Here is a 23,464-nt window from a genome sequence, read left to right on the forward strand (position 1 = left end):
TACGTGAAGCACGTAAGGAAAGCAGAAAGGGTTAATCGTGGCTGATAACAATTCGCATAACAAGAGGTATACGTCATCTGAATCGCCGTACGGCGGTTCGAATTCCGGCTCGGGTTCGAGCAGGAACTCCTCCAACAGTGGTTCCTCGGATTCGGATTCGCCGAAGAAGGAACGAAAAGCTCTTACCGTTCTGACGAGGGAGCTGACCCGTGGAGTGTCGTTCGTTTCGCTGGCAGTCATGGTTCTTGCATTGGTCGCAGGGAACGTGATCTTTGGGCAGTTCGCCAGCAGTCAGCGCCAGGAGGTGGAATCCCATCCCGCCACGATTGGCCAGCCTTTCGGCACGGCGGTGATGCATAACTACAGGGGCATGGCAATCGTTATGTCAATCGGCGTTCTGCTGGCTTTCATCGTGCTGTATCTGACGTTCATGTATTTCGAGCACTTCGTATCTCCTATGTCTGCGATGATCTTGTGTTTTGTCGTCGGAGTAATTCTGGTTCTCCTGATTTATTCGTTCACGTCTAATGCCGTCGGCTCATATGTGGAATTCCATATGTCATCGGGGGCGCTGTGGGAGTTGAGGATGAACGGAGTGCAGTTCGATGCACCTCATCGGTTGAATTTCGGGTTGGTGCTGGTATCTGCCGTGTGCCTGCTTGCGGGATCCGCAGTGGCACCGTATAAAAAGATCAAGGACGGCGAGAAGCAGGAGAAAGATCCGAACGGATGGGCATTCTTTTTTGTAGAGTTCGCCGGGGTGACGGCATCGCTGGTGTGTGTGATGCTGCCGTATCTGACGTATATGTCCGCAGTCTAGTGATTGTGTGAAGCACGAATGGAGCCCGACTCTATTCTGTAACAGTGTGATGGCTTACGGACAAAAATCGTGTAAAAACCAGCATCGAACACCTCGAAAATGTCCGCAAAGCATCACAGTGTTATGGAGCGACGCCCGATGCCGGCGGAGGGATGTCAATGGCCACCATCACGTGGCGTAGACTGAATCGTGGTGCTTGTGCGCGCCCGCGGCACCGCTGCCGCGAGCCCGCACGCCGCGCCACACCAGTACCCGCGCCGCGCGCCGCAAGCGAACGCGCCGTGCACCACACGCCAGCGTCCGCGCGTCACAACCCGCGCACCGCACATACCGAAGGGGGATTCGCATGCTGCTGTTTTCCGCATTCCTGGAAGCGAACGAAAAGCTGGACGCCGACGCGTTCATCGAGCTGGCCATCCGCTGCAACCAGGAGAACCAGTACGACTTCAACCGCGTCCGCGGCATCGATTGGAAGCCGGGCGTGCGCACCGCGCGCTACGGAACGCCGGATCTGTCGCTGACCATCTGCGAATACGGCGATGATTCGCTCGACCGCAACTTCCCCGCCGCATGGCTCGAAAGTTACAAGGAGGCTCGTCGTCGCAACCCGCGCACCATCGTCAGCCTGCAGGAGGCGGTCGGCAAGCACGCCGGTTCGAAAAGCCAGAAGAACCGCAAGAACAGGAAGGGTGGCAAGAAAGGCCGCGGTCAGGCCTCCTCTTCGCGAGGCGCCGATGTGGGCGCCACCCAGCTTGCCGCCATCCGCGCGAGGCTGAGGAAATCGCATATCGTCGCCATCCGCCAGGAGAAAGTCGACAAGGGCATCCACTGGCAGACCGACTATATCCTCAACCTCTCGCAGCGCAGCCTGCAGATCCAGCTGAGCCGCACTTTCCGCAGTGGCACGATGGATTTCGACCGCGATTTCTCCACGCCGTGGTTCATCTCGTTCCTCATCGACGGCGGCTACCTCGAGCCCGACGGCGAGATGCCGATCCGCAAGCGCCCGACCGCCGTCACCGCCGACACGCTCGACATGTTCGGCGGCATCGTGCAGGGGCGCCACGCCACGCGCCTGCCGCTCGTCTACGTCTCGCGCACCGCCGACGGCGACCTGGCGGTGAACGCGGATCTGCTCGCCTCGCAGCTCAAGGGCGTGGCGCATGTGTTCACGGAGGAGTCCCACGATATGGACGCCGCGGTGGCGCAGGTGTGCGGCGAACAGCTTGCAACCGACGGCGCGCTGACGATTCTGTGGCCGCGCGGCGATACCGGCTACGAGGTGGAGGAGCGCCCCGTTCCGCGCCATGTGGCGGATGACGTTCGCGGCGGATTCCTAGCCGATACGGTGCGCCGCCGCATCTTCGCCGTCCTGCGGCAGGAGGATGTGTTCGACGAATTCACGTGGGACGGCGTCAACGCGCTGATTGCGCAGACGTCCACCGAGAGGCTCGAAAAGCAGTACGATTCTGCCTCGAACGAGCTCGAACAGGCCCGGCGCCGGCTGGATGCGTCGAGCGAGAAGCTGCGCCAGCAGAGGGACGCGACCTCACGCCTGAGCGCCGACCTTGCCGAAAGCCGTGACAAGCTCGACCGCCTCTCCGAACGCGTGAGCCGCCAGGAGGGTGAGCTTGACGAGCAGAAGCGGCAGAACGCGGAGAAAGACGAGAAACTGCGCCGGATCAACCAGGAAACGCGCCGCGACGACGACGAGCGGCGCAAGCTGCTGGCGAAGGCTGAGGCGGAGCAGCAGGAGCTGATAGACAACGCTGACGAATCCCTGGCGCAGCAGAAGGAGCTGCTCGAGCAAGAGCGCGAGAGGGCGGACCGCCAGAACGAGCTGGTGGAACAGCTGCGCCGCCGCGTGAGGCAGCTGACGCAGCAGGTGGAGGGCCTTCGGGACGAGAACGAGCGGATGGCGCGTCGGTTTGCGAACGGCGCGGTATCGACGCCGCTGGTGTATGCGGGCGGCGAGCACGACCTCTTCGACCGCGAGATGCGCGACTACGTGCTCGAGGCGGTGAAGCATGAGCTGGACGGCTGCGGGCACGGCGACAGCAAGCAGAGCTGGCGCAAGGTGGATGTGCTGAGCGACGTGCTGGAGTCGAACGATTACGAGGGCCTGCACGAGCAGCGGCGCGAGGAGCTGCGGCGCGCGCTGGTGGGGTACCGCGGGATGACGGCGCAGCTCGAGGCGACGCTGGATGACCTGGGGTACAAGGTGATCCGCGGCGATCGGCATTACATACTCGAGTACTGCGGCGACGCGCGGTATCGGTTCACGCTGGCCAAGACGCCGAGCGACGTCCACGCGGGGGATAACTCGGCGACGAAGATCGCGCGGTTGACGCAGTAGGTTGTGCGAGGGGCGTGTGTGGGCAAATCGTGGGAAAGCCTTGCAATTCCAACGATTTGCCTTGCCTTGCATAACGTAGTAGAGTGTGACTACATTCGAATTTTACAACGGACGTGGGATTTGGAAGGCGAGGGGGGTCGCCAGCCGCGAGGGGAGCCGCGCGGAATACACCGGCAAACATCAAACAACGAAGTGAAAGGGATGGGATTGACATGGATGATTCAGATGATGACGAGGAGATGTCCTTCGAGGAGTCTCTGCAGTATGACAAACTCGGCGAGGTGACCGTCGACGAGCTGCAGTCCATTGAGAAGCAGATCGCCGAGCAGGCCGACATGCCGGAATGGGCCGTGGTGCAGCAGTTCTTCGTCGACACGGCGAAGAGGATCATGACCGGCTCGGGGAGCGTGATCGGCCGGCGCGCGTCGAGCTTCGTGCGCGGGGCCCTCGAGGAGGTTATCCGCACGGCGCCCAACGGCGAGGACCTGCCGCAGATGCAGGTGGACCCGACCACGGCCATGACGCTGCTCGGCTCGTATTACTACGATGGCACGCTGGGGGAGCAGGACTACCGCAGGGCCTTCGAATACTACGAGCGCGCCGCGTCACGCGGCGGAGTACGCGCCATGCTCAATCTCGGATACTGCTATCAGTATGGGCACGGCACCGAGCGCGACAGGGAGAAGGCGTGCGACTGCTACAACGTGGTGTATCTGGCGGAACCGTCGGATCCCGAGGCGCGCTACAAGATGGCGGATATGTTCTTCAACGGGTACGGCGTGCCGCGCAACGAGCGTGTTGCCGTGCGGGCGTATCTCGAGATCCTCCATGCCGTGACGATGGCGGAGGACGAGGAATCGAATTCGTGGTTCGAGGCGAACAAGGAGTCGCTGTACCGCCGGCTCGCCCTGGCCTACCGTGACGGCAGGGGCGTCAAGCGCAGTCCGCTCAAGGCGCTCGGGTACTACGAGAAGCTTGAGGTGATCCATTACCGCGACCTCGCGCAGGGTCGCCGTGACACTCCGTATTACAGTACGGCGAAGCACCTTGATGACGTGCAGAAGGAGATCGCCAAGCTGCGCAAGGAGCTCGACGAGGATCCGACCGCCGCGGCGCTGTGACGCCGGGCTGCGGACGAAATTTGAGGGTGGTTTGTGGAGGGTGGTGTATTGGGGGGGGTTAGGCTGGTGGCTTATTTCGTGTTTTTTCTTGGTTTCCTTATGGTATCGTTAATCCCATGCAAGTTCGTGAATGGGCGGAACGGGAGGGCCTGAACCCGTATACCGTATGGAAGTGGTGCCGGGACGGCACCATGCCCGTGCCGGTGGAGAAAACCCCGACGGGCATGTGGCTGATACACGACCCGCGCTACGAGAAGCCCGCGGACACCGTGCGCGAGGGGCGCACCGTGTGCTACGCGCGCGTCGGCTCCGACGACCGGAAGGCCGACCTGCAACGTCAGGCCGACCGCCTGAAGGCGTTCGCCGTCGGCCTCGGCGTGGACTCCCCGGAAACGGTCATGGAAGTCGGCGGCGGCATGGACGACGGGCGGCGCAAGCTCAGCCGTCTGCTCTCCGACCCCACGGTGACCACGCTCATCGTGGAACACCGCGACAGGCTCGCCCGCGTGAACGCGGGACTCGTGGAAAGCGCGCTGAAGGCGGCGGGGCGACGCCTGGTCGTGGTGGACGATACGGAGTTTGACGACGACTTGGTGGGGGACGTGACGGAGGTCCTCGTCTCGTTGTGCGCGCGCCTGTACGGGCGCCGGGCCGCGAAGGACAAGGCGGCGGCGGCTTTGAAGGCGGCCGAGGATGCGTAGGCGGAGTGTGGCGGGCGGGTGCGCGGCGGTGCGGGTGGCGCTCGACCCCACGCCGCGGCAGGCCGGGCTGCTGAGAAGCCACGCGGGCGGGGCGCGCACCGCCTATAACGCGGGTCTGGCGCATGTCAGGGAGCTGCTCGACGCCGGGGGGAGGCCCGAGTGGGGCATGTACGCGCTGCGCAGGTGGTGGAACGGGGCGAAGGATTCGATCGCCCCGTGGTGGGCCGAGAACAGCAAGGAATGCTACTCGTACGGCCTGGAGTGCCTTGCCGGGGCGCTGAAAAACTGGTCGGACTCCAGGCACGGCAGACGCAAGGGACGGAGAGTCGGGTTCCCGCGGTTCAAGTCGCGTCGCGCGTCCCGTCCGGCGTTCGCGTATACGACGGGCTCGTTCGGCCTTGTTCCGGGGGATCCGCGCGCGTTGAGGCTGCCGCGTATCGGGCGCGTCCACTGCATGGAGGACGTGACCGCCCGCGTGGGCGGGAGGCGCGTCCTGCGCATGACCGTCAGCGAGCGGTCCGGACGCTGGTATGCGTCGCTCACGGTGGAGGAGCCGCCCGCGAAGCCCGCGCCCGTGCCGCCGAAAAAGGGGACCGTGGGCGTGGACCTGGGAATCAAGACGCTGGCCACCCTGTCGGACGGCACCGTGGTGGGGAACGGGAAGCCGCTGGGACACGCCATGCGCCGTTTGAAGAAGGCGCAGCGCCGCCTGGGCCGGATGACGAAAGGCTCCGGGAGGCGGGAGAGACAGCGCCGGAGGGTCGCGCGGCTCCACGGGCGGGTGGCCGACGTCAGGCGCGACGCCATGCACAAGCTCACCACGCGCCTGCCCTCGTCCTATTCGGAAATCCATATCGAGGATTTGAACGTGCAGGGCATGATGGCCAACCATCGTCTCGCGATGGCGGTGGCGGACGCGGGCTTCCACGAGCTGCGCCGCCAGCTCGGATACAAGTGCAGGCGCACGGGCGCCAGGCTCGTCATCGTGGACCGATGGTACCCGAGCTCGAAGAGATGCTCCAACTGCGGGTCGGTGAAAGCCAAGCTGGCCCTCGGGGAGCGCACCTACAGGTGCGACGGGTGCGGGTACGTGGCCGACCGTGACCTGAACGCGGCCGTCAATCTCAGGGATTGGAATCCCCCGGTCGCCGGGAGTGCCCCGGAGACCCTAAACGCGCGCGGAGGGGACGTAAGACGGGCCGACGCCAAGCGTCGGGCAACGCGGACCCCTGTGAAACGCGAACCAAGCGACCGGACCCGTCCGGCATGAGACTTGGAGCTGCCCCGGGCAACCGGGACATGCAAGCCGGTCGGTTCACAATAACCAACCGACTTACAACGGATTCGGTGACATCGCGGCAATGTCGCCGGCGGGCGGATATCGCCAACGCTTATAGGTGGTGCGAGCGAAAGACGATAGCGGGGCCGCGATTCGGCGGCGCCGTGTGCATATTCTCGCAATCAGATTCATCCCGCGGATGTGCTTGGCTTGCAGGTCCGCGGGTCTCGTACGTTACGAGACAAGGAGGAGACATGTGCACGGCAATAACCATCAAATCGCGCCAGGGCGACTACTTCTTCGGCCGCACGCTTGATTTCATCACCGACATCTTCAAAGAGGCGGATCCGCTGCACCCCGTCGTCGGCATCTGGCCGGCGGGCGCCACCGTGGACGGGCAGATCGAATCGTGGACCGCACGCTACGCCTTCGGGGGAGTGGCGCCGCGCGGCACCGTCGCGCTGTTCGACGGCGTGAACGAGGCCGGCCTCGCGGGGGAACTCAACGCGCTCGACGAGCAGACCTGGGCGCCGGTCGACGCCATCCGCGCCGACGGCCGCACGCCGCTGCTCACCGAGGAGGTCGTATCGTATTTCCTGTCGCGCTACGCCACGGTGCGCGAAGTGCGCGACCACGCCGACGAATACGCCTGCGCCGATGTGGATTTCGCGCCGCTTGCCGACGCCGGCCCCTTCTCGCGGGTGCCGTCGCATTTCATCTTCACCGATGCCTCCGGCGACTCGGTGGTGCTCGAACCTCTGCACGACGGCCGCTTCACGGTCCTTGACAGCATCGGTGTGCTCACGAACTCGCCCACCTACGACTGGCAGGTCACGAATCTGCGCAACTACGTGCAGCTGCAGGGCTTCAACGCCGGCCACACGCAGCTTGGCGAGACCACATCCGGCAGCGGCGTGCTATTACGCCAGATCGGGTACGGCTCGGGCCTGCTCGGTATCCCCGGCGACTACACGTCCACGTCGCGTTTCGTGCGCGCCGCGTTTCTCTCGAGGTATATCGACGATTTCGACAGCGCCGAGGGCATCGGGGCCCTGCGCGACGTGTTCGCCAGCGTGGTGGTGCCGCGCGGCATCGAGAAATCCGACCCGTCCGGCACGTACCGCGACAGCACGCAGTACTGGTCGGGCTACGACCTGACGAATCGCGCGATCTATGTGAGCGCGCACGGCACGAATGCCACGATCCGCCGCACGGTTTCCGATGTCACCGAGCCCGCCGTGTACGACATCCCCCTCGCCCCCGTGTACGCGTGACGCGCCTGCGCCCTGGTGCGCGGCAACGGTGGCCTTCGCTGGCACTGGGGTGACCAGTGAAGGCGACCGTTGGCGAGAAAACCGGTGCTGTGGTCCGGAACCCGTACCACCGTTCCAGGGCGGGATGGTGCGCGCCGTGTTCGGACGCGCTGTGATGGTTCGGTGATAGTATGTGAGCGAAGTAGCTCGACGGGGGTGCAATATGTTCCGGGGCTCGCGTCAACGCCGCGTCGCGTCCTGCCATATCGTATGCCCGTCGCGCCAACGCGCTGTTACGCGCCAACGCGTTGATACGCGCTGATGCCCGCGCCGCGCGCCACGCACCGCAGCCGGCGTCCGGGACGGAGCCGGCGGCCGCGCAGACACCAGAGGGATACAGCCACCAAGTCAGGAGAAAGACATATGGCCGTTTTCGACGTCATCCAGTTCGAGGGCAATCCGAGCGCCGTCGTGTGGCAGAGCCCGTACACGGACTTCCACTACGGCAGCCAGCTCATCGTCGACGAGAACCACTACGCGGTGCTGCTCATCGAGGGCCTCACCGAGGTGTTCGGCCCCGGCCCGCACACGCTCGAGACGCAGAACTACCCGTTCCTTGAGAAGATCCAGCAGATGTTCACGGGCGGCAAGACGGCCTTCCCGTGCAAGGTGTACTTCATCAACAAGGTCCAGACGATGGACATGCTGTGGGGCACCGACAGCAAGCTGCAGGTGATGGACCCGGTCTACGGTCTCCTGCTGAACCTGCGCCTGCACGGAAACCTCAGCTATTGCGTGGGTGACACGCCGATCGACGTGAAGAAGCTCATGGAGAAGTTCTCCGGTTTCGTCACGAACTTCGGCTCCGACCAGGTGCTCAAGAACATGCGCGGCATCATCTCCGCGCGCGTGTCCGACACGGTGGCGAAGTTCTTTGCCACGTCGGGAGTCGATATTTTCACGGCGAATGCGCATCTGCTCGAGCTGAGCGAGGCCATCGAGAAGCCGCTGTCCGAGAAGTTCGCGGAGTATGGCCTGAAGCTCACGCAGTTCTTCATGGAGACCATCACCACCGACCAGGACGACACGCAGGAGTTCAAGGAGGCCCGCAGCAAGGCCATGCGCACCATCACGGATGCGCAGGCTGCGGCCGCATCGCGTGCGATCCAGGGCTTCACGTGGCAGGAGCAGCGCCAGATGGACACGCTCCAGACGCTTGCGGGCAACCAGGGCACGCCCGGCACCTTCATGGGCGGCATGCTGGGACTGAACCTCTCGGGTCCGATGACGCAGCCGTTCAACTCCATGATCGGCAACAACATCACGAATCCGATGAACAGCATGAGCCAGGCGATGAACAACATGGGCGGCGTGCCCATGCAGAACGGCGCTACGCAGGGTGCCGGCGCGCAGGCCGGCGCTGCGGGCTTCCCCCAGAACGCGGCGGTGAACAATCCCGCGGCTGCTGCTGCCGCTGCTGCGGCAGGCAATACGATGGGCCAGCAGCCCGGTGCAAACGGTCAGGGTGCGCCGAATGGTGCGGCTGGCGCGAACGGGCAGACGATGAACCCGCCGGCGCAGCAAGCGGCACCGAACCAGGCCACGTCCAACCAACAGCCCGCGCCGAACCAGCCGAACCAGCAGCAGCCGGCCGCGGCGACGTGCCCGAACTGCAGCCAGCCGGTGCAGCCGGGCTGGAAGATGTGCCCGTTCTGCGGCACCCAGCTCGTCAAGCCCACCTGCCCGAACTGCGGCCAGGAGACCCAGCCGGGCTGGAAGATGTGCCCGTTCTGCGGCACCCAGCTGAACTGACGCTCGCCGCGTGACGGCTCGGGCACATAAGCCACACAAGGCATACCCACGCATAACCCACAGACCCAAGGGGACACCATGAACAACAACAAAGACATCGACGCGCAGCGCAAGCTCAACATCGCCATCTGCGCCATCGGCGGCATCATCTTCCTCGTGTACGCGGCCGTGCTCATCACCTTCGTCAGGGAGCTGCACCCGGCGGGCGTCATCGGCATCATCTTCACGGTGATCGCCTTCATCCTCGCCTTCGCCACGCCCGCTTTCGCGGTGAAGCGTCCGAACGCCGAGGCCCTGTTCTTTGGCCTGCCGCTCATCGCCTTCGCCTCGCGCTACTTCATCGTGCAGGTCGTGGTCGGCGCCATCCTGCTCGCGGCCCAGCGGGTCCTGGGCGCGGGCATCGCCTTCTGCATCGAGCTCATCATCCTGGCCGTGTTCCTCATCGCCATGATCGTGGGCTACTTCACGCAGAGCGCGAGCCTGGGCCAGCGCGAGGAGCGCCGCCAGCAGCAGGTGACGTGGACCTTCCGCGTCACCGATGTGGACGGCACCATGCGTCTGGCGCAGAGCAAGGGCGCGCCGCAGGAGGTGGTGAGCCAGCTGCAGCATCTCGTGGAGACCGTGCGCTACTCCGACGCCTTCTCCCATCAGAACCCCATGATCATGCAGATGGAGCGCCAGATCAGCGACGAAACCGCGCAGCTGCGCCAGTGCGTGGCGGCAGGCGACTGGATGACCACGGCCGCGCTGTGTCGCGATCTGGAGTTGCGCTACACGGACCGCGCCAACCAGCTGCTGGCCATTAAGTGAGGGCGGGCGGCGATACGCGGGAGACGCGCCGGCCATGATGCCGCCGGCGCTTAGGAATCCAAGGAGAAGCGATGGCCATCTCATTCAAGCAGCGTGTCTGCGAGACCTGCGGCGGCGACCTCGTGCTCGACCAGGCGCGGTGCTGCTACATCTGCATGTACTGCGGCAACACGTACGAGCGCAGCGAAAGCTACGACGGCAACCTGTCCGTGCGCAACGCCGCGCTCCAGGCGCTGAACAGCGTCGCGTCGCTCGGCGGCAGCCTTGACAAATGGGACACCGTGGAGGACAACCTCAACGACTGCCTCAAAATCGACCCGTCCTACGCGGGCACCGTCGTGGCGCAGCTGGCGGCAGCGTTCACGCGCGTGCGCGTTCTGGGGCGCACCGATCCCAACGCGGCGAAGGCTGAGCTGTCGAAGGTGAGCGGGGCCTACGCCAAGCTCGGCAAGGGCTTCGACCCCTCGACCCACGGCGACGAGGCCGATTTCTACGACGCCATCGAATCCGCCGACGCGCGTACCCTGCTGGCCGGCGTGTTCACCGCCTTCCATGACGATGCGCGCGCCTCCTACCTCGAAAACGGCATCCATTCCTCCGACCTGCATTCGAGCGAGGCCGCCATGATGCTTATCACGCGCGCCTTCGAGCAGAAGGACTGGGACAAGCTGGATGACACGCTCACGTCCCCGGCCGTCATCGACGCGAACGCCGTGTTCGCGCGCCTCCTGACCGAATACCCCGACCGCGAGGGCAAGGCCCAGGACGCCGAGCTCCTGCTGGGCAAAGGCGTCGACGCGCAGGCCGCGCGCGAGGCGGCGTCCGCGTATCTGCGCAGTTCCGACGACGCCCCTGACACGAAGGTGGCGGTTCTTCAGCGCTGCACGGCTCACGGCGTCGCGCCGACCGGCGAGGCGATGGCGAAGCTGCTGGGCGAGGCGGGGCCTAAGTCCTGCTCCACGATTTTCGAGAAGCTTCCCGGAGGCGTACTGACCGACGATGACGTCGCCCAGCTGACGCGTGCCCTTCAGGCGAACGAACCCGTGGACGTGATGGGCACGTGCCTCGCGGCGCTCGCCGCGGCGGGTTACTTTGTGGATCTGCGCGCCGACGACGCCCTCGCCTTCATGGAGCGCGCTGACCTTTCGGTGGCCGACCGCGTGTCGGGCTGGAAGACGTTGTGCGACGCGGGCCTCGAACCACGCCGCCGCCAAAGCGTTTTTGACGATATTCTGCTCAAGCTCCCCGCCGCGGATGCCGCGAAAGGCGTCGCGGATGCCGCGAAGGACGCGGCGCAGGAATCGTCCGACACCGCGGATTCGGCAGCGGCGCAGGAATCGGCGCCCGCGCAGGAGTCGTCCGCCGCAGTGGATCCGGCGGCCGCCAAGCCCACGCTTCTCGCGGCCATCGCCGCCACGCTGCCGGATGGTCCCAGCCCCTTCACGGTGCGCACATACCTAGGCGAGTCCACCATCGATGGAACCGCCAAGCCGCAGGTGCTCGCCTCGTTCCTCGGCACGCTCGGCTCCGCGCCGGTGATTCGCACGGCCGCCTCGGACTACGAGCACACGCATCCGGACGATTCCGACACCGCCCTCGCCGTGCTGCGCGTCCTTGCCGAGGCGGGCATCATCGACTCCATCGGCGGCAGCATGGGCTCGGCCGGTTTCCAGGCCGTCGGCTCCGGCGTTCAGGCCTCGCCCCACGCACTCGACGAATACCTGACGCTCACCCTGAAGCCCAATGCCTCAGAGCCCTTCAACCCCACCACCGCGCAGGGCCTCGTGGTACCCGGACTGCAGGTGAGCCCCGGCAACGCCATGTCGTTCCTCTTCGCCACGCCCGACTTCCCGGGCAAAGGCGATATGTTCGCCCACATGCTGCACGGCACCGTGCTGGACGCCGACGCCCCGGTGCAGGTCTATACGCAGCCGACGGGCGCGCTTCTCATCGCCCCGCTCCTACAGTGCTACCTTCTGGCCAGCACCGACGGGCCCGACACGGCGCAGAGCGTCATCGCCGCGCTGCAGCCGGTGACGTCCCAGCTCAACTGCGACGTCACCTTCGCCGGCACACCGACGCGCTTCCGCAAACTCGTGCGCTCCGGGCAGGTGACGGTGCCGCAGTCCACGGCCGCCTTCTGCGAGGGGATAGGCATGTTCCAGTAGGCCCGCGCTCCGATGCCGGAAGGCATTGGAGTCACACCACACCGGCACAACCACACCGCTAGAACATAACCACACAGGTACACAACCACAACAGCACCACACTCAAGGGGAAGGAGGACGAGATGTCCGCTTACGATGATGACGACGACAGCGCTGTCCTCGAGGCGCAGATCGCCCACCTGCGGAGCCAGATCAGCTCCTGCCAGTGGGATATCCAGGAGCTCAACGGCGAGATCGACTACGCCGTGGCGGCCCTGAACGAATTGCGCGGCCGGGCCGCGGACATGTCGCGGCTGGTCACAGGCGACCTCAAGGGTCTTAACGGCCGTCTGAACGGAAACGCCGTCGACACGCGCGACGTACATATGGCCATCGACAACGTCTCGCGCCGCTACTTCCGGTACCGCAGCGAGGCGCAGGCCACGCGCGCCCTGACGCATGACACGGCCCGCTACTACGAGCAGTTCGGCTTCTACAACAGGCTGCGCCGCGTCTCCCTGGGCTCCGTCATGGCCGTGGACTCGCATCTGATCGTGCAGGATACGGCGCGGAAAATCGTGGAGAAGGAATACCTGAAGAACACCGATTACTGGCTCGCCTACGCCACGATGGCCGTGATGCTGTGGTGGACCGACGAGCGTGAGGCGGCGGAACGCGCGCGTGACCGTGCGCTGCAGCTTTCCCAGACCAAGGCCTCGCTGTTCTTCCTCTTCGTGTGCCTGCGCTTCGGCCGCACCAAGCCGGCAGCGCAATGGTACGACTTCTACCTGCGCTTCGTGCAGGTCAACGATGTGGGTGACGAATTCCAGTACCTGCTCGAGGCGCAGCTGAGTGGCGCGTTCGACGCGGACGCCACCCTCGCCGCCTCGCTCAGGCGCCGCATGAAGGACCTCAACCACCAGCTGAGGGACTCCGACCCGACCTTCGACTCGCGCGTGGCGCGCAGAACCTGCGAGGACATGCGTGCTCGCGCGCATGTGACGGAATTCGACTTCTACTACCTCGCGCAGTACTGCCCGGCCGTGCCCGACCTCAAGCGCATCCTCTCGGACGCCGAGAAGAACGAAGTGGCGGCGCAGGACTACGACGCCCTCTCGAAAATTCGGCCCGCGCGCGGCAACACCGCGGAGAAGCTCGAGGACTCCATCTATAACGTCATCAACTCCATGGACGAGCCGGAGGAGGAGCTGTACCGGCGCATCCGCCGCAACGAGCTCATCGTCAAGGCCCGTGGCGACGTGGCGCAGGCGCAGAAGGCCTATGACGAGCGCTACCCGAAGGATCGCGGCACGTCCTACGCCGACCTGCTGCTGCGCTGGGCGTTCGCCGAGGACGACCGCCGCATCCTGCCCCAGGCGCGGCGCTGGGCCATCGAGCAGGTGGGCGGCGGCATCCGCCAGGGAATGGACGATTTCGCCGCCGGCTACCGCGGCGAGGTTCGGGAGCGCTACGAGATCGACGTGGACGGTTGGAAAGGCGAGTTCGCCGAATACGAACGCGACCAGGCCGTGCAGAGCTTCGCGGCGTACTTCGAGAAGAACCGCACGTCCATGTACCTCAAAGACACCTATGTGCGCCTGCTCATCGCCATCACCGTGATCGGCGTGGCGCTGCTGCTCCTGTCGATCCTGGCGCCGCTTGTACCCGTCATCGTCATCGGGGCGCTCGAACTCGTCTTCGGCGGCATGGGCACGTGGCTTCGCATCGTGTCTCTGCGCGACCGCGTGGAGCACCGCCGGCTCAAGGACATCGAGATCATCTCGAACACGCTGGCGGAGCTCGGCACGTGGCGCCGCGCCTACCAGCAGGCGGACGCGCAGTTTGCCGATCTCGACGCGGCGCTCGACATCCTGCTCGGCCCCGACGCCAGGCGCACGCAGCCGACGGGGCAGGAGGGCCAGCCGATGGCGCCGCCGCAGCCGATGGCCGTTGCACAGCCGATGGCTCCACCGCAGCCCATGGCACCGCCGCAGCCGGCGCAGCCCGTCCAGTCCACGCAGCCCGTACAATCCGCATATCCGACGCAGGCCTGAGGAGGAACCATGAACCTAGGGCAATCGTCCATCGACGAACTCCAGCAAACCGTCGACACCTTCCGCAGCCATGTCGACCAGCACATCACCGCCATCGACGGCGTCTCCACGAATATCCAGACCACCACGGCGCAGGTTGCCGCGGAGGTGGAGGAATTCAAGAAGAACATGACGATGAGCGAGGAGATGGGCCTCGCCTCCGAGAACATCATGCGCCTCGACCAGATAGCCCGCGAGCAGTTCGGCGGCTACGAGGAGGTGCGCCGCACCGTCATCGGCATCGTGCGCGACTACGACATCAACCTCGTGCGCGGCAAAACCATCGACGAGCTCTCGCAGGAGCTGTGGGTGTCGAATTCGCGCTACTGGCTGTCGTATGCGCTTATCGCGCTGGCCGCGTGGGTCAACGATTACCCGGAGCTCGCCGCGAACGCCGTCTCGGAATGCATGCACCGAGACAAGATCAAGGCCACGCTGTTCTTCACGCTGCTCAACCTGCGCTTCGACCGCATCCCCGCCGCGCGCGAATGGTTCGGCATCTACCTGTCCGCGCTCGACCCCGCCGACCTGCCGCTCGAAAGCGCCGTCATGCTCCAGGCCTACCTGGCCGGCGCCTTCGGCCGCGACAAGAAGATGCAGGACGAGGTCTCCCGCCGCATCGACGACTGGATAGCCCAGGTGGCCGCCGACGAGGCGTCCCGCAAGGAGTTCGTCGGCTCGTACCGCCGCTACATCGAGGAGCGCAGGCCGTCGAAGCAGTTCCAGTACCCGGCGCTGCAGCAGGTGTGCTCCAACGTGGCGCAGGCGCAGGCCATGCACGACGGTTACTCGCGCTACGCGCTGCTGCTCCAGATGGTCAATGAGCTCGATGTGCCCGCCGTGGAACAGACCGACGGGAACTTCAAGGCGCGCATCGACAAGGTGCTCTCCGATCTCATCTCCAACTACGACCGCGACGAGCGCGAGGTGCGCGACCAGAAGGCGTACTACGAGTTCGTGGTGAAGAACGACGGCGACACGCAGGCCGCGCAAACCCAGTACAAGACCATGCTCGAGCAGCGCCAGAAGGGCTCGAATATCGGCCGCACCTTCCTCGACTGGGTGCTGTACCGCTCGAGCAGCCAGATCGACGTGCACGTGCGCCGCTTCGCGCTGTCGCGCACGAAGCGATGGCTGCTGTCGGCCATCGACGAATACGATGACGCGCTGCGCCAGGCCAGGCCCGACGCCTACGCACTGGAGTTGCAGATCCAGCCGGGGCTCACGTGGACCGGCACCATCGACCAGACGGGCTCGAACGGGCAGGCGCTGTGCGGCGAGGTCTCCGCTTTCGTGCGCGACCACCGCACATCCATCGTGTTCTTCAACAAGCCCAATATCGTGGCCGGCGTCATCGGCATCGTGTGCATCGGCCTGGCGTTCCTCTCGCCGTTCACGCTGATCGGCTCTCTGGCGGCGACCCTCTTCATCGTGTGGAACATCCTGTCGAAGTCGAAGACCTTTGACCAGATCGTGGCATCCAGCGTGAACTCGGTGGCGACGGCCTCCAATGAGGCGGCGATGCTCCACCAGTACACGCTTGACTGCGGCAGGGTGCGCGACGAGGTGAAGGCGCGGCTGCAGCATAATTTCTAAACACGATGCACGCGACGCATAAACATGACGACGCATAAACACGACGCAAAAGGAGACAGACCATGAGCAATGTGGACCCGACGATGAACTTCGATCCGTTCACGGGCCAGCCGCTGCAGGCCCCGCAGCCCGCACCAGCGCAGCAGCCCCAGGCACCGCAGCAGCCGATGCCGGTGGAGCAGGAGCCCGCGCAGCCCGCGCCGGCCATGCCGCAGTCGGACCCTTCGGCCGATCCGGGCACGGCCGGCTCCGGCGTCGACGCACCGACGGACCCGCAGGCGAATCCGGACGCCTTCGGAGCCCAGGTGGGCGACGCGCAGCAGGCAGAGCCGCAGGCCGATCCCAACGCCACGCCGGAGGACCTGTTCAGCTCCATCATGGGGTTGGACTCCACAAGCCAGCCCGGCCCGGCGAAAGCGAAGAACGAGGCGCTGCGCGAGGCCGAGAAGAAGCTTCCCACTTGGAGCCTTGAGCCCCCGGCGCAGTACCTGGATTAAGCGGTCCGCCATGTTCTCCCTGCGTTCGCTCGCCTCGCTTTTCGGCAGACGGCGCTCCCGCTCAGACGCCTCGGAGCCGGATGCCATCCTGTGTGGTCCGGCTACATTGGATGGCGCGTTGCCGCCGTGCGATGTACCAGTGCCCTTCAACCCGCCGCATGACTTCGCGTCCTGGCGCGCCGCACTGGCCCTGCTCGGTGGCGACGAGGCGGGCGAGAGCGCGGACCACCGCACAAGCGAGAGCGGCGACAGCAGCGGAAACACTGAGGCCGGCGCAGGCTGGGAGAGCGGTGCCATCGTGGTGCTGCGACGCGGAAGCGTCGATGACCCGGCTTTCGCCGGCGCGGTGATGACGCTTATCGAACGCTTCTGTACTGCGCGCCTGACGGAGACGACGCGGCGCTTCCTGTGGGACGCGTCCGACGCGCGTGACACCGATTCGCTGGCGCTGCTGGCGGAACGCTATGTGCGCTCCTGCGAGTCGCTTCTGTTCTTCGACGATGTTCGTGGTCTGCCGACACAGGAGTGCTCGCGACTACGCGAGACGCTGCGCAACGGGTACCGCAGGGTGATCGACGCGCCCGTCGCTCCGGACGGAGCGCTGGCGGAGGAGAACCTCGCATACGGCCGCCTGCGCATCCGCCGCATGATCGACGATGTGATGGCCGATGATAATGCAAACAACAAGGGTGGAGGATCCCATGAATGACGCGGCACCGGCCCCGATGGCCGCAACTCCTGAGACGCCCCAACGGTCGTCGTCCTCGGATTTCGCCGAGCTTACGCGCCGCCTCGAGGTGTATATGCGCTCGCTGTGCCCGCTCGTCATCGTGCGCACCGCCGAACGCCACCGCGTGGAGCGCGCACTTGCCGACATCGTGGGACGCAGCAACCTCAACGCGTGGAGCTACAGCGACTCGCGGCAGGTCGTGCGCCTGAGCCAGGACGCCGCCCCGCACGACGTGCACTCCGACCCGCTGCCTTTCGTGCGCGAAACCTTCCTGCGCACGCGCCGCACGGCCTTCCTCCTGGCCGACACGCGCCGCATGGACCAGGACACCCTGTACACACGCGAACTCGTCTCCACCGCCTACCTCGCGCAGGAAACCCACAACACGCTGATCGTGGTGACTGCGGACGACGTGTGGCAGCGCCTCGCCGGCATGGGCATGGTGGTTGACCTGGGCACCCCGACCTTCGAGGAACGCTGCGCGCTGATTACGGATTTCGCCTCGCGCAACCCCGAAGATGTGCGATTGGGGCCTGACTCCACGGCGCATCTGTCGGTGATGCTGCGCGGCCTGAGCGAAATGCAGATCACGAATCTTCTGCGTGCCTCGCTCGTGGCACAGGGCCGCCTTGGCGACTCGTCCATCGATTCGGTCAGCGCCCGCAAGGACCGTCTGTTCACGTCGGTTCCGAACGTCATGCCCGTGGATTGCTCGCAGCCTATGCTGGTGGTCGGGCTCGCGGGGCTGCGATCGTGGCTCGAACGCAAGCGCCGCGTGTTCTTCGCCAGCCGCGAGCAACTCGACGCGCACCATCTGGAGCCCCCGCGCGGCATCCTTCTCATGGGCGTGCCCGGATGCGGAAAATCGTATTCCGCGCGCATGGTGGCGCACGAATGGCGCCTGCCGCTGTTCCGCTTCGACCTCGGCTCCGTGTATGACAAATACGTAGGCGAGACCGAGCGGCGCATGCAGGAGGCGCTCGACTACATCGACAACGTGGCGCCGTGCGTGCTGTGGATCGACGAGATCGACAAGGCGCTGTCGGTGCGCTCGGGCGAAAGCGACGTGGCCAACAGGGTGCTGGGGCAGTTCCTTTTCTGGCTCCAAGAGTCCGACGCCAAGGTGTTCCTCGTGGCGACCGCCAACAATGTGGCGGATATGCCGCCGGAGCTGTTCCGCAAGGGACGCTTCTCCGAAACCTTCTTCGTCGACCTTCCCACACGCGCCGAACGCCACGATGCCATCGGCGCCTACGTGGCCTCGTGCCTCGGCACGCCGCTGGACGACGCCGCGCTGGGCCGTCTGGCCGACGAATGCGCCGGATTCTCGTATTCGGATATCGAGCAGTGCGTCAAGGACGTGGCCGAGGGCTGCTGGTTCGGCGGGCCCGAGGGCGCCGGCGTCGCCGCCGACCCGACGGCCGTCGAGGCGCGCCTTGCGCAGGCCATGCGGCAGGCCGCGCCGATCGATCCCGAGGCGATCGGGAAGATTCGCGAATGGGGCGCGCGCAATGCCAGGCCTGCGTCCGGCGAAGGCGGGGCGCCGACCTGTGGATCGGCGCCAACCCTTGCAGCGCCGTCAACTGTTGCAGCGCCGTCAATTCCCACCGGGGGACAGGAGTAGACATGAGTCTTGAGAGCGAACTGAGCTATCTGCAGTCACGCTATGCCGAGCTCGAGGCCGAGCGCGCGGAGCTCCAGGCCGAGCTGAACCATCTGTACCGGGCGGCGCAGGATACGAATGACGCCCTGCTCCTGGAGCGCCAGCGCATCGACGGCGAGCTGGGCGTCGTCATGCAGCGCATGACGACGTCCGACGCCGACATGCGGCGCGCGCTGCAGACGCAGAATGAGATCGGCGAGCTCTACGGCCGCCTCAAGGCCATGGAGCAGGCCAACAAGGCCATCCGCAAGTGCAACGACCGAAAGTACTACGATTTCGCGGTCTACCGCCAGGTACGCAAAATCGTGCAGGGCATGATGGACGACCTCGATTTCTCCATGATTTCCATGGACGTCATCGACAAGGCCGTGCAGCGCGAGCAGCTCAAGGACCCGGATTTCTGGCTGACCAGCGCCATGCTCGCCATCGTGGCGTGGTGCGACGACGACCGCGAGGGCGCCGAGAAGGCGCTGCGCAACGCCATGCGCCTCGACGACCGCAAGACAGCCGCCTTCTTCATGGTGTTCAACCTGCGTCTGGCGTCTGAGAAAAGCTTCACGCCCGGCATGAGCGACCAGCGCGAGCTCGCCGCGCTCAAATGGCTGGCGTATCTCGCCGGCGGTCGGTTGGATGCCGCGGTGAAGCCGACGGGCGCGCAGGGCGGTGCGGTTTCCGGCGCTCAGACGACGGGTGCATCGTCGCAATCGTCGCAGCCGGCGCCCACGGCACCGCAGGGCCCGGCGCTGCGCGGATCGGAGCAATCGTTGCTCCTCCTGTTCGTCTCCATGATGTCGCGCGCCCTGTCCGACAAAGTGTCGGACCGCACGCGGCAGATCGTGACGAACTACGTCAACTCCCTTATCGACGAAGACCTCGCCAGGCACGGCGACACCCGCGCACAGGCCGTCGGCCGCATCGCCGACAAATGGCAGGGCATCGCCGGCACGCAACCGTTCCCGTATGACGCCATCGTCAGCCATGTGCCCGGCTGGAAGGACCTCTCGCTCGCCATGAGCATGGCCCGGGGGCAGCAGGCGATTCTCGAATTCGTGGACCGCACCCTCACGGTGCCCGTCGAGCAGCGCAACCTGTTCCTCAAGGACTATATCGACGGCATTGCGCAGGAGCCCGGCAAGCAGGAGCGCGACACCTACGACGAGATTCGCCGCAACGAGCTCATCATCGAGTGCAAGGGCGATGTGGACGAGGCGCGCGGGCGCTTCGCCAAGGAGAAGGCGTTCGAGAACGCCGAGCTTAACATCGTGGGCGACATGATCGACTGGGTCTACGGAGATCGCTCGAGCGAGGAAGTCAACCCGCAGATGGTGCGCAATATGTTCGTGGCCACCAAGCCGCTGGAGCTCGAGGCGTGCGGGCTGTACCGCGACCGCTATACGAGCCTCGTCAGGCCCGTGCAGACCGTGACGATCGACGATTTCACCACGCAGATGCCGATGCAGGACGCGACACCGGCCAAACAGGCGGTGGGGCAGCACTACGCGCAGCTTGAGGCGGACGCGGTCTCGCGCGTGTCGAACACCTTCGCGGTGGTGCTTATCGTGCTTGGCGTGGCGCTGGGCGTGGGCATGGCGTTCGTCGCGCCGCCCGCCATCCTGGCCGGCGTGGTGGTGGCCGCGCTCGGCGGGATCACGCTCTATATGAACGGGCGGCGCCGCGACGCGATCCACCGCCAGTTCGCCGCGTCCACCCAGCGCGCCTTCGAGCAGCTCGACGGGCTCCAGTCCGCGTTCGCCTCCTACCTGCGCGACTTCTCCGACGCCGACTCCCTCTCCGTTCCCCTCTCCCAACGCATCGACGCAGCGTGAGGAGGTGCGTGCTTACATAACGCTGGTACGGCTTGCAGACAGAATTCCACGATTTTGCGGTCGTTTTACCCCGATTCGTCCGTACACCGTACCACTGTTAAAAAGGAAACGACCCAGTCTCCGCATACCCATCGAAATGGCGTTAGGCGGGTGCCGTCGCACCCGCCTAACGCCATTTTGACCACCGAACCGACCCCGAACCCTCCGAAATCGTTTTAAGCGGGTGCCGTCGCACCCGCCGAACGCCAAAATGGGCGGGAGCGCAGCCAGGCGCCGTCACCCTCCGTAACAATGTGATGGGAAACGGGCACGGAACGGGCTCCGAAGGGCGAAATCGTATGATTTCTGTCCGCAAGCCATCACATTGTTAGTGGGGGAGGGTGTTATTGGGGGAGAATTACTGGAGAAGATACTGGTGCGGTGTGGAGGGGCGACGATGGGTTACCGCTCCGTGCCGAACTCTTCAGCACAGATCTTCACCATTTCGCTCACGCAGCCTTCGGCGATGAGCCTGCCGCGTTCCGCGCTCGAACCCGTCGCGTCGGCGAGCCCGCCGTAGTCCGGAACGTCGCCCTTGCGCACGGGGTACCGCACATACGCCTTCGGCTCCACCTTCTGCTTGTACACCATGCGGTCCATGTGCACGAGCTGCGGTTCGTAGTGAAGCATCAGCGAGGTCTCGGTGATGGCGGCGTGTTCCAACGCCCAGCCCGGGAAATCAAGTCCCTCGAACACCTTCTCGACCACGTCCGGAGTCAGGGGATCCCACCAGTTGGACTCCACGATCGTGGCCTTCCCGCCCGTCTCTCGCGTCACGAGGTCGATGGCTTCGATGACGAAGGGCTCGTTTTCGAAATGCCCGTTCATCACCACGATTTTCGTGAAGCCGTCCGCGATGATTTCGCTCAGGACATCATGCACGAGGTTGATGACAGTCACTCCGTTGAGGTCGATGGTTCCTGGAAACAGCGGACCGCCTCCGGACAGCGGCTTGGATTTGTAGCCGTAGCACAGCGTCGGCATGACGGTTCCGTCGAGCGCCGCGGCGAGGTCCTCGGAGATATGCTCGGCGATGCGGGCGTCCACCCCCATCGGCAGGTGCTGGCTGTGTTGCTCGGTCGAGCCAATCGGGAGAATGACGGGCCTGTCCGTGCGCGCGGCGAATTCGGGCCATGTCATCTGGTCCATGCGGTATGTCGTGGTAGTCATGGTGTTTTCCTTTCCGTGCCCCAGGGGCACACGATTGCGGTGGACGGTCCGCCCGGTCGGATGGATCGCCCACCGCGGTGAATCGACATTCAGATATGTTCGAGATCCTTGTCGGCGTTCTCGTGCGACATGATCATGGCGACAAGTGCGATAGCCGCGATGGCGACCATGTACCAAGCCGGGGCGAGAGCGGAGCCGCTGACGTAGATGAGCCACGTGGCGATGAACGACGCGGTGCCGCCGAAGATGGCGTTCGCCATGTTGAAGGAGAAGGCGAAGCCGGTGAAGCGCACGTCGGTGGGGAATGTCTCCGTCAGGTAGCTCGACAGCGTGCCGTCGTTCGCCGTGAGGGTGGCGCACATGGCGAGCTCCACGAGAAGCACGGGCAGGAACAGGCCGGTGTTGAGAATCATGAACGCGGGCACGGTGAGCGCAATGAAGGCGACGCATGCGGCGATGAGCATCTTCTTGCGGCCCACGCGATCCGACACATGTCCCATGAGGAACACGAGGCCTACGTAGAGCACAAGGCAGATGGTCGTGATGGTGTTGGCCTGGGTGGCGTCCATGTTCACGGTTTCCGTCAGGTAGTTCGGCAGGTAGGTGAGCACGGTGTAGAAGCCGACGGCGTTGAGCATGGAGGCGCCGAAGCTGATGAGAAGCTCGCGGCGGTGGTATGTGAAGAGCATGCGCAGCGGCGACTGGCCTTTGCCCGTCTTCTTTTCGGCGGAGGCGAGGGCCTCGGTCATGCGGTTATACACCGGCGAATCCGCGAGCTGCGTGCGGATATAATGCACGATGAGTCCGAGCGGGCCGGCAAGGAGGAACGGCACGCGCCAGCCCCAGGATGCCATGGCCTCGGAGCTCAGCACGCTTGTCATGACCGTCGCCATGAGGGATCCGCACAGCAGGCCGATGGCGGTGGATGCCGGAATCAGCGAGCAGTAGATGCCGCGCTTCTTCGTCGGCGCGTATTCGCCGAGGAACGTGGCGGCGCCCGCATATTCGCCGGAGGCGGAGAAGCCCTGGACCATGCGCAGCAGCAGGAGCAGCGCAGGTGCCGCGATTCCAATCGTGGCGTATCCGGGCAGGCATCCGATGAGGAACGACGCGCCGCTCATCAGAAGCACGGACAGCGACAGCGCCGCCTTGCGGCCGTGGCGGTCGCCGAAGCTTCCCCAGAACAGGGCGCCGATCGGGCGCAGTACGAAGGACAGCGCGAAAACCGCGAAGGTCTCGAGGAGTGCGACCGTGTGGTTGGAGTTGGAGAAGAACACCACGGCGATGACCGTGGCGAAATAGGAGTACGACGCGTAGTCGAACCATTCGATGAAGTTGCCGAGGAAGGAGGAGACGGCGACCTTGCGGACCATCTCCTGCTGTTCGTCGGCTTCTGTGCCTTCGTCCTTCGTGACGAAGGCCGTGCCATTGAGTGCGGTTGTCATGTCGGTCTCTTTCGTTCGGGCTATTCGATGCAGTGTGCGGGACAGGAACGCGAAGGGGATGGAAGCTGCGCGTTCCGTGGACCGGAAAGACTCGAGGCATCTGGGC

Annotated in this window: 17 protein-coding genes; 15 read left to right on the top strand and 2 right to left on the bottom strand. The window is 65.1% G+C overall.

Annotated features, from left to right (window positions below):
* Positions 1 to 37 precede the first annotated feature (37 nt).
* The 15 genes from PSRA_RS08320 to PSRA_RS08385 all read left to right on the top strand — a co-directional run bounded on the left by PSRA_RS08320 (position 38) and on the right by PSRA_RS08385 (position 20,704).
* A complete protein-coding gene (locus PSRA_RS08320; RefSeq protein WP_143516438.1) occupies positions 38 to 820 on the top strand; it encodes a hypothetical protein in 783 nt (260 codons plus the stop codon).
* Positions 821 to 1,166: 346 nt separating this feature from the next.
* On the top strand, positions 1,167 to 3,176 hold the full coding sequence (locus tag PSRA_RS08325) for a hypothetical protein (protein WP_094661439.1): 2,010 nt from the start codon (positions 1,167 to 1,169) through the stop codon (positions 3,174 to 3,176).
* A gap of 212 nt (positions 3,177 to 3,388) precedes the next feature.
* On the top strand, positions 3,389 to 4,297 hold the full coding sequence (locus PSRA_RS08330) for a tetratricopeptide repeat protein (protein ID WP_094661440.1): 909 nt from the start codon (positions 3,389 to 3,391) through the stop codon (positions 4,295 to 4,297).
* 116 nt (positions 4,298 to 4,413) lie between these two features.
* The gene (locus PSRA_RS08335) at positions 4,414 to 4,998 is read left to right on the top strand and encodes an IS607 family transposase (RefSeq protein WP_094661441.1); all 585 of its coding nucleotides are present in this window, start codon (positions 4,414 to 4,416) and stop codon (positions 4,996 to 4,998) included.
* The gene (gene tnpB, locus PSRA_RS08340) at positions 4,991 to 6,268 is read left to right on the top strand and encodes an IS607 family element RNA-guided endonuclease TnpB (protein WP_245834958.1); all 1,278 of its coding nucleotides are present in this window, start codon (positions 4,991 to 4,993) and stop codon (positions 6,266 to 6,268) included. Before PSRA_RS08335 ends, tnpB begins: the two co-directional genes overlap by 8 nt.
* Positions 6,269 to 6,531: 263 nt before the next feature.
* Positions 6,532 to 7,551, top strand: coding sequence for a linear amide C-N hydrolase (locus PSRA_RS09435; RefSeq protein ID WP_169712494.1), 1,020 nt, complete (start codon positions 6,532 to 6,534; stop codon positions 7,549 to 7,551).
* A 402-nt stretch (positions 7,552 to 7,953) separates the two neighbouring features.
* Complete coding sequence (locus PSRA_RS08345; protein WP_158216378.1) at positions 7,954 to 9,342, top strand: SPFH domain-containing protein; 1,389 nt, start codon at positions 7,954 to 7,956, stop codon at positions 9,340 to 9,342.
* Between the two features lie 78 nt (positions 9,343 to 9,420).
* On the top strand, positions 9,421 to 10,152 hold the full coding sequence (locus PSRA_RS08350) for a hypothetical protein (RefSeq protein WP_094661443.1): 732 nt from the start codon (positions 9,421 to 9,423) through the stop codon (positions 10,150 to 10,152).
* A gap of 71 nt (positions 10,153 to 10,223) precedes the next feature.
* The gene (locus PSRA_RS08355) at positions 10,224 to 12,320 is read left to right on the top strand and encodes a hypothetical protein (RefSeq protein ID WP_094661444.1); all 2,097 of its coding nucleotides are present in this window, start codon (positions 10,224 to 10,226) and stop codon (positions 12,318 to 12,320) included.
* Positions 12,321 to 12,442: 122 nt separating this feature from the next.
* The gene (locus tag PSRA_RS08360; RefSeq protein WP_094661445.1) at positions 12,443 to 14,353 is read left to right on the top strand and encodes a hypothetical protein; all 1,911 of its coding nucleotides are present in this window, start codon (positions 12,443 to 12,445) and stop codon (positions 14,351 to 14,353) included.
* 9 nt (positions 14,354 to 14,362) lie between these two features.
* A complete protein-coding gene (locus tag PSRA_RS08365) occupies positions 14,363 to 15,988 on the top strand; it encodes a hypothetical protein (protein WP_094661446.1) in 1,626 nt (541 codons plus the stop codon).
* Positions 15,989 to 16,050: 62 nt separating this feature from the next.
* The gene (locus PSRA_RS08370; protein ID WP_094661447.1) at positions 16,051 to 16,485 is read left to right on the top strand and encodes a hypothetical protein; all 435 of its coding nucleotides are present in this window, start codon (positions 16,051 to 16,053) and stop codon (positions 16,483 to 16,485) included.
* Between the two features lie 10 nt (positions 16,486 to 16,495).
* Positions 16,496 to 17,194, top strand: coding sequence for a hypothetical protein (locus PSRA_RS08375; RefSeq protein ID WP_143516440.1), 699 nt, complete (start codon positions 16,496 to 16,498; stop codon positions 17,192 to 17,194).
* Positions 17,187 to 18,839 (top strand): AAA family ATPase, encoded by a 1,653-nt coding sequence (locus tag PSRA_RS08380; protein WP_158216379.1) that lies wholly within the window; start codon positions 17,187 to 17,189, stop codon positions 18,837 to 18,839. The genes PSRA_RS08375 and PSRA_RS08380 overlap by 8 nt, the downstream gene beginning before the upstream one ends.
* A gap of 2 nt (positions 18,840 to 18,841) precedes the next feature.
* Positions 18,842 to 20,704 carry an OmpH family outer membrane protein gene (locus PSRA_RS08385; RefSeq protein WP_094661450.1) on the top strand — a complete coding sequence of 621 codons (1,863 nt, stop codon included), beginning with the start codon at positions 18,842 to 18,844 and terminating at the stop codon, positions 20,702 to 20,704.
* 441 nt (positions 20,705 to 21,145) lie between these two features.
* Here the strand turns inward: PSRA_RS08385 and PSRA_RS08390 are convergent, their stop codons facing one another.
* Complete coding sequence (locus PSRA_RS08390) at positions 21,146 to 21,892, bottom strand: creatininase (protein WP_094661460.1); 747 nt, start codon at positions 21,890 to 21,892, stop codon at positions 21,146 to 21,148.
* A 110-nt stretch (positions 21,893 to 22,002) separates the two neighbouring features.
* Positions 22,003 to 23,286 (bottom strand): MFS transporter, encoded by a 1,284-nt coding sequence (locus PSRA_RS08395; protein WP_094661461.1) that lies wholly within the window; start codon positions 23,284 to 23,286, stop codon positions 22,003 to 22,005.
* Positions 23,287 to 23,464 lie beyond the last annotated feature (178 nt).

The organism is Pseudoscardovia radai (genome assembly GCF_002259605.1).
GTDB classification, from domain to species: Bacteria; Actinomycetota; Actinomycetes; order Actinomycetales; family Bifidobacteriaceae; genus Pseudoscardovia; species Pseudoscardovia radai.

Coding starts and splice junctions, on each gene's coding strand:
- PSRA_RS08375 (WP_143516440.1), top strand. CDS start 16,496: ATGTTCTCCCTGCGTTCGCTCGCCTCGCTTTTCGGCAGACGGCGCTCC.
- PSRA_RS08355 (WP_094661444.1), top strand. CDS start 10,224: ATGGCCATCTCATTCAAGCAGCGTGTCTGCGAGACCTGCGGCGGCGAC.
- PSRA_RS08365 (WP_094661446.1), top strand. CDS start 14,363: ATGAACCTAGGGCAATCGTCCATCGACGAACTCCAGCAAACCGTCGAC.
- PSRA_RS08345 (WP_158216378.1), top strand. CDS start 7,954: ATGGCCGTTTTCGACGTCATCCAGTTCGAGGGCAATCCGAGCGCCGTC.
- PSRA_RS08370 (WP_094661447.1), top strand. CDS start 16,051: ATGAGCAATGTGGACCCGACGATGAACTTCGATCCGTTCACGGGCCAG.
- PSRA_RS08380 (WP_158216379.1), top strand. CDS start 17,187: ATGAATGACGCGGCACCGGCCCCGATGGCCGCAACTCCTGAGACGCCC.
- PSRA_RS08330 (WP_094661440.1), top strand. CDS start 3,389: ATGGATGATTCAGATGATGACGAGGAGATGTCCTTCGAGGAGTCTCTG.
- PSRA_RS09435 (WP_169712494.1), top strand. CDS start 6,532: ATGTGCACGGCAATAACCATCAAATCGCGCCAGGGCGACTACTTCTTC.
- PSRA_RS08350 (WP_094661443.1), top strand. CDS start 9,421: ATGAACAACAACAAAGACATCGACGCGCAGCGCAAGCTCAACATCGCC.
- PSRA_RS08360 (WP_094661445.1), top strand. CDS start 12,443: ATGTCCGCTTACGATGATGACGACGACAGCGCTGTCCTCGAGGCGCAG.
- PSRA_RS08390 (WP_094661460.1), bottom strand. CDS start 21,892: ATGGACCAGATGACATGGCCCGAATTCGCCGCGCGCACGGACAGGCCC.
- PSRA_RS08385 (WP_094661450.1), top strand. CDS start 18,842: ATGAGTCTTGAGAGCGAACTGAGCTATCTGCAGTCACGCTATGCCGAG.
- tnpB (WP_245834958.1), top strand. CDS start 4,991: ATGCGTAGGCGGAGTGTGGCGGGCGGGTGCGCGGCGGTGCGGGTGGCG.
- PSRA_RS08395 (WP_094661461.1), bottom strand. CDS start 23,286: ATGGTCCGCAAGGTCGCCGTCTCCTCCTTCCTCGGCAACTTCATCGAA.
- PSRA_RS08335 (WP_094661441.1), top strand. CDS start 4,414: ATGCAAGTTCGTGAATGGGCGGAACGGGAGGGCCTGAACCCGTATACC.
- PSRA_RS08325 (WP_094661439.1), top strand. CDS start 1,167: ATGCTGCTGTTTTCCGCATTCCTGGAAGCGAACGAAAAGCTGGACGCC.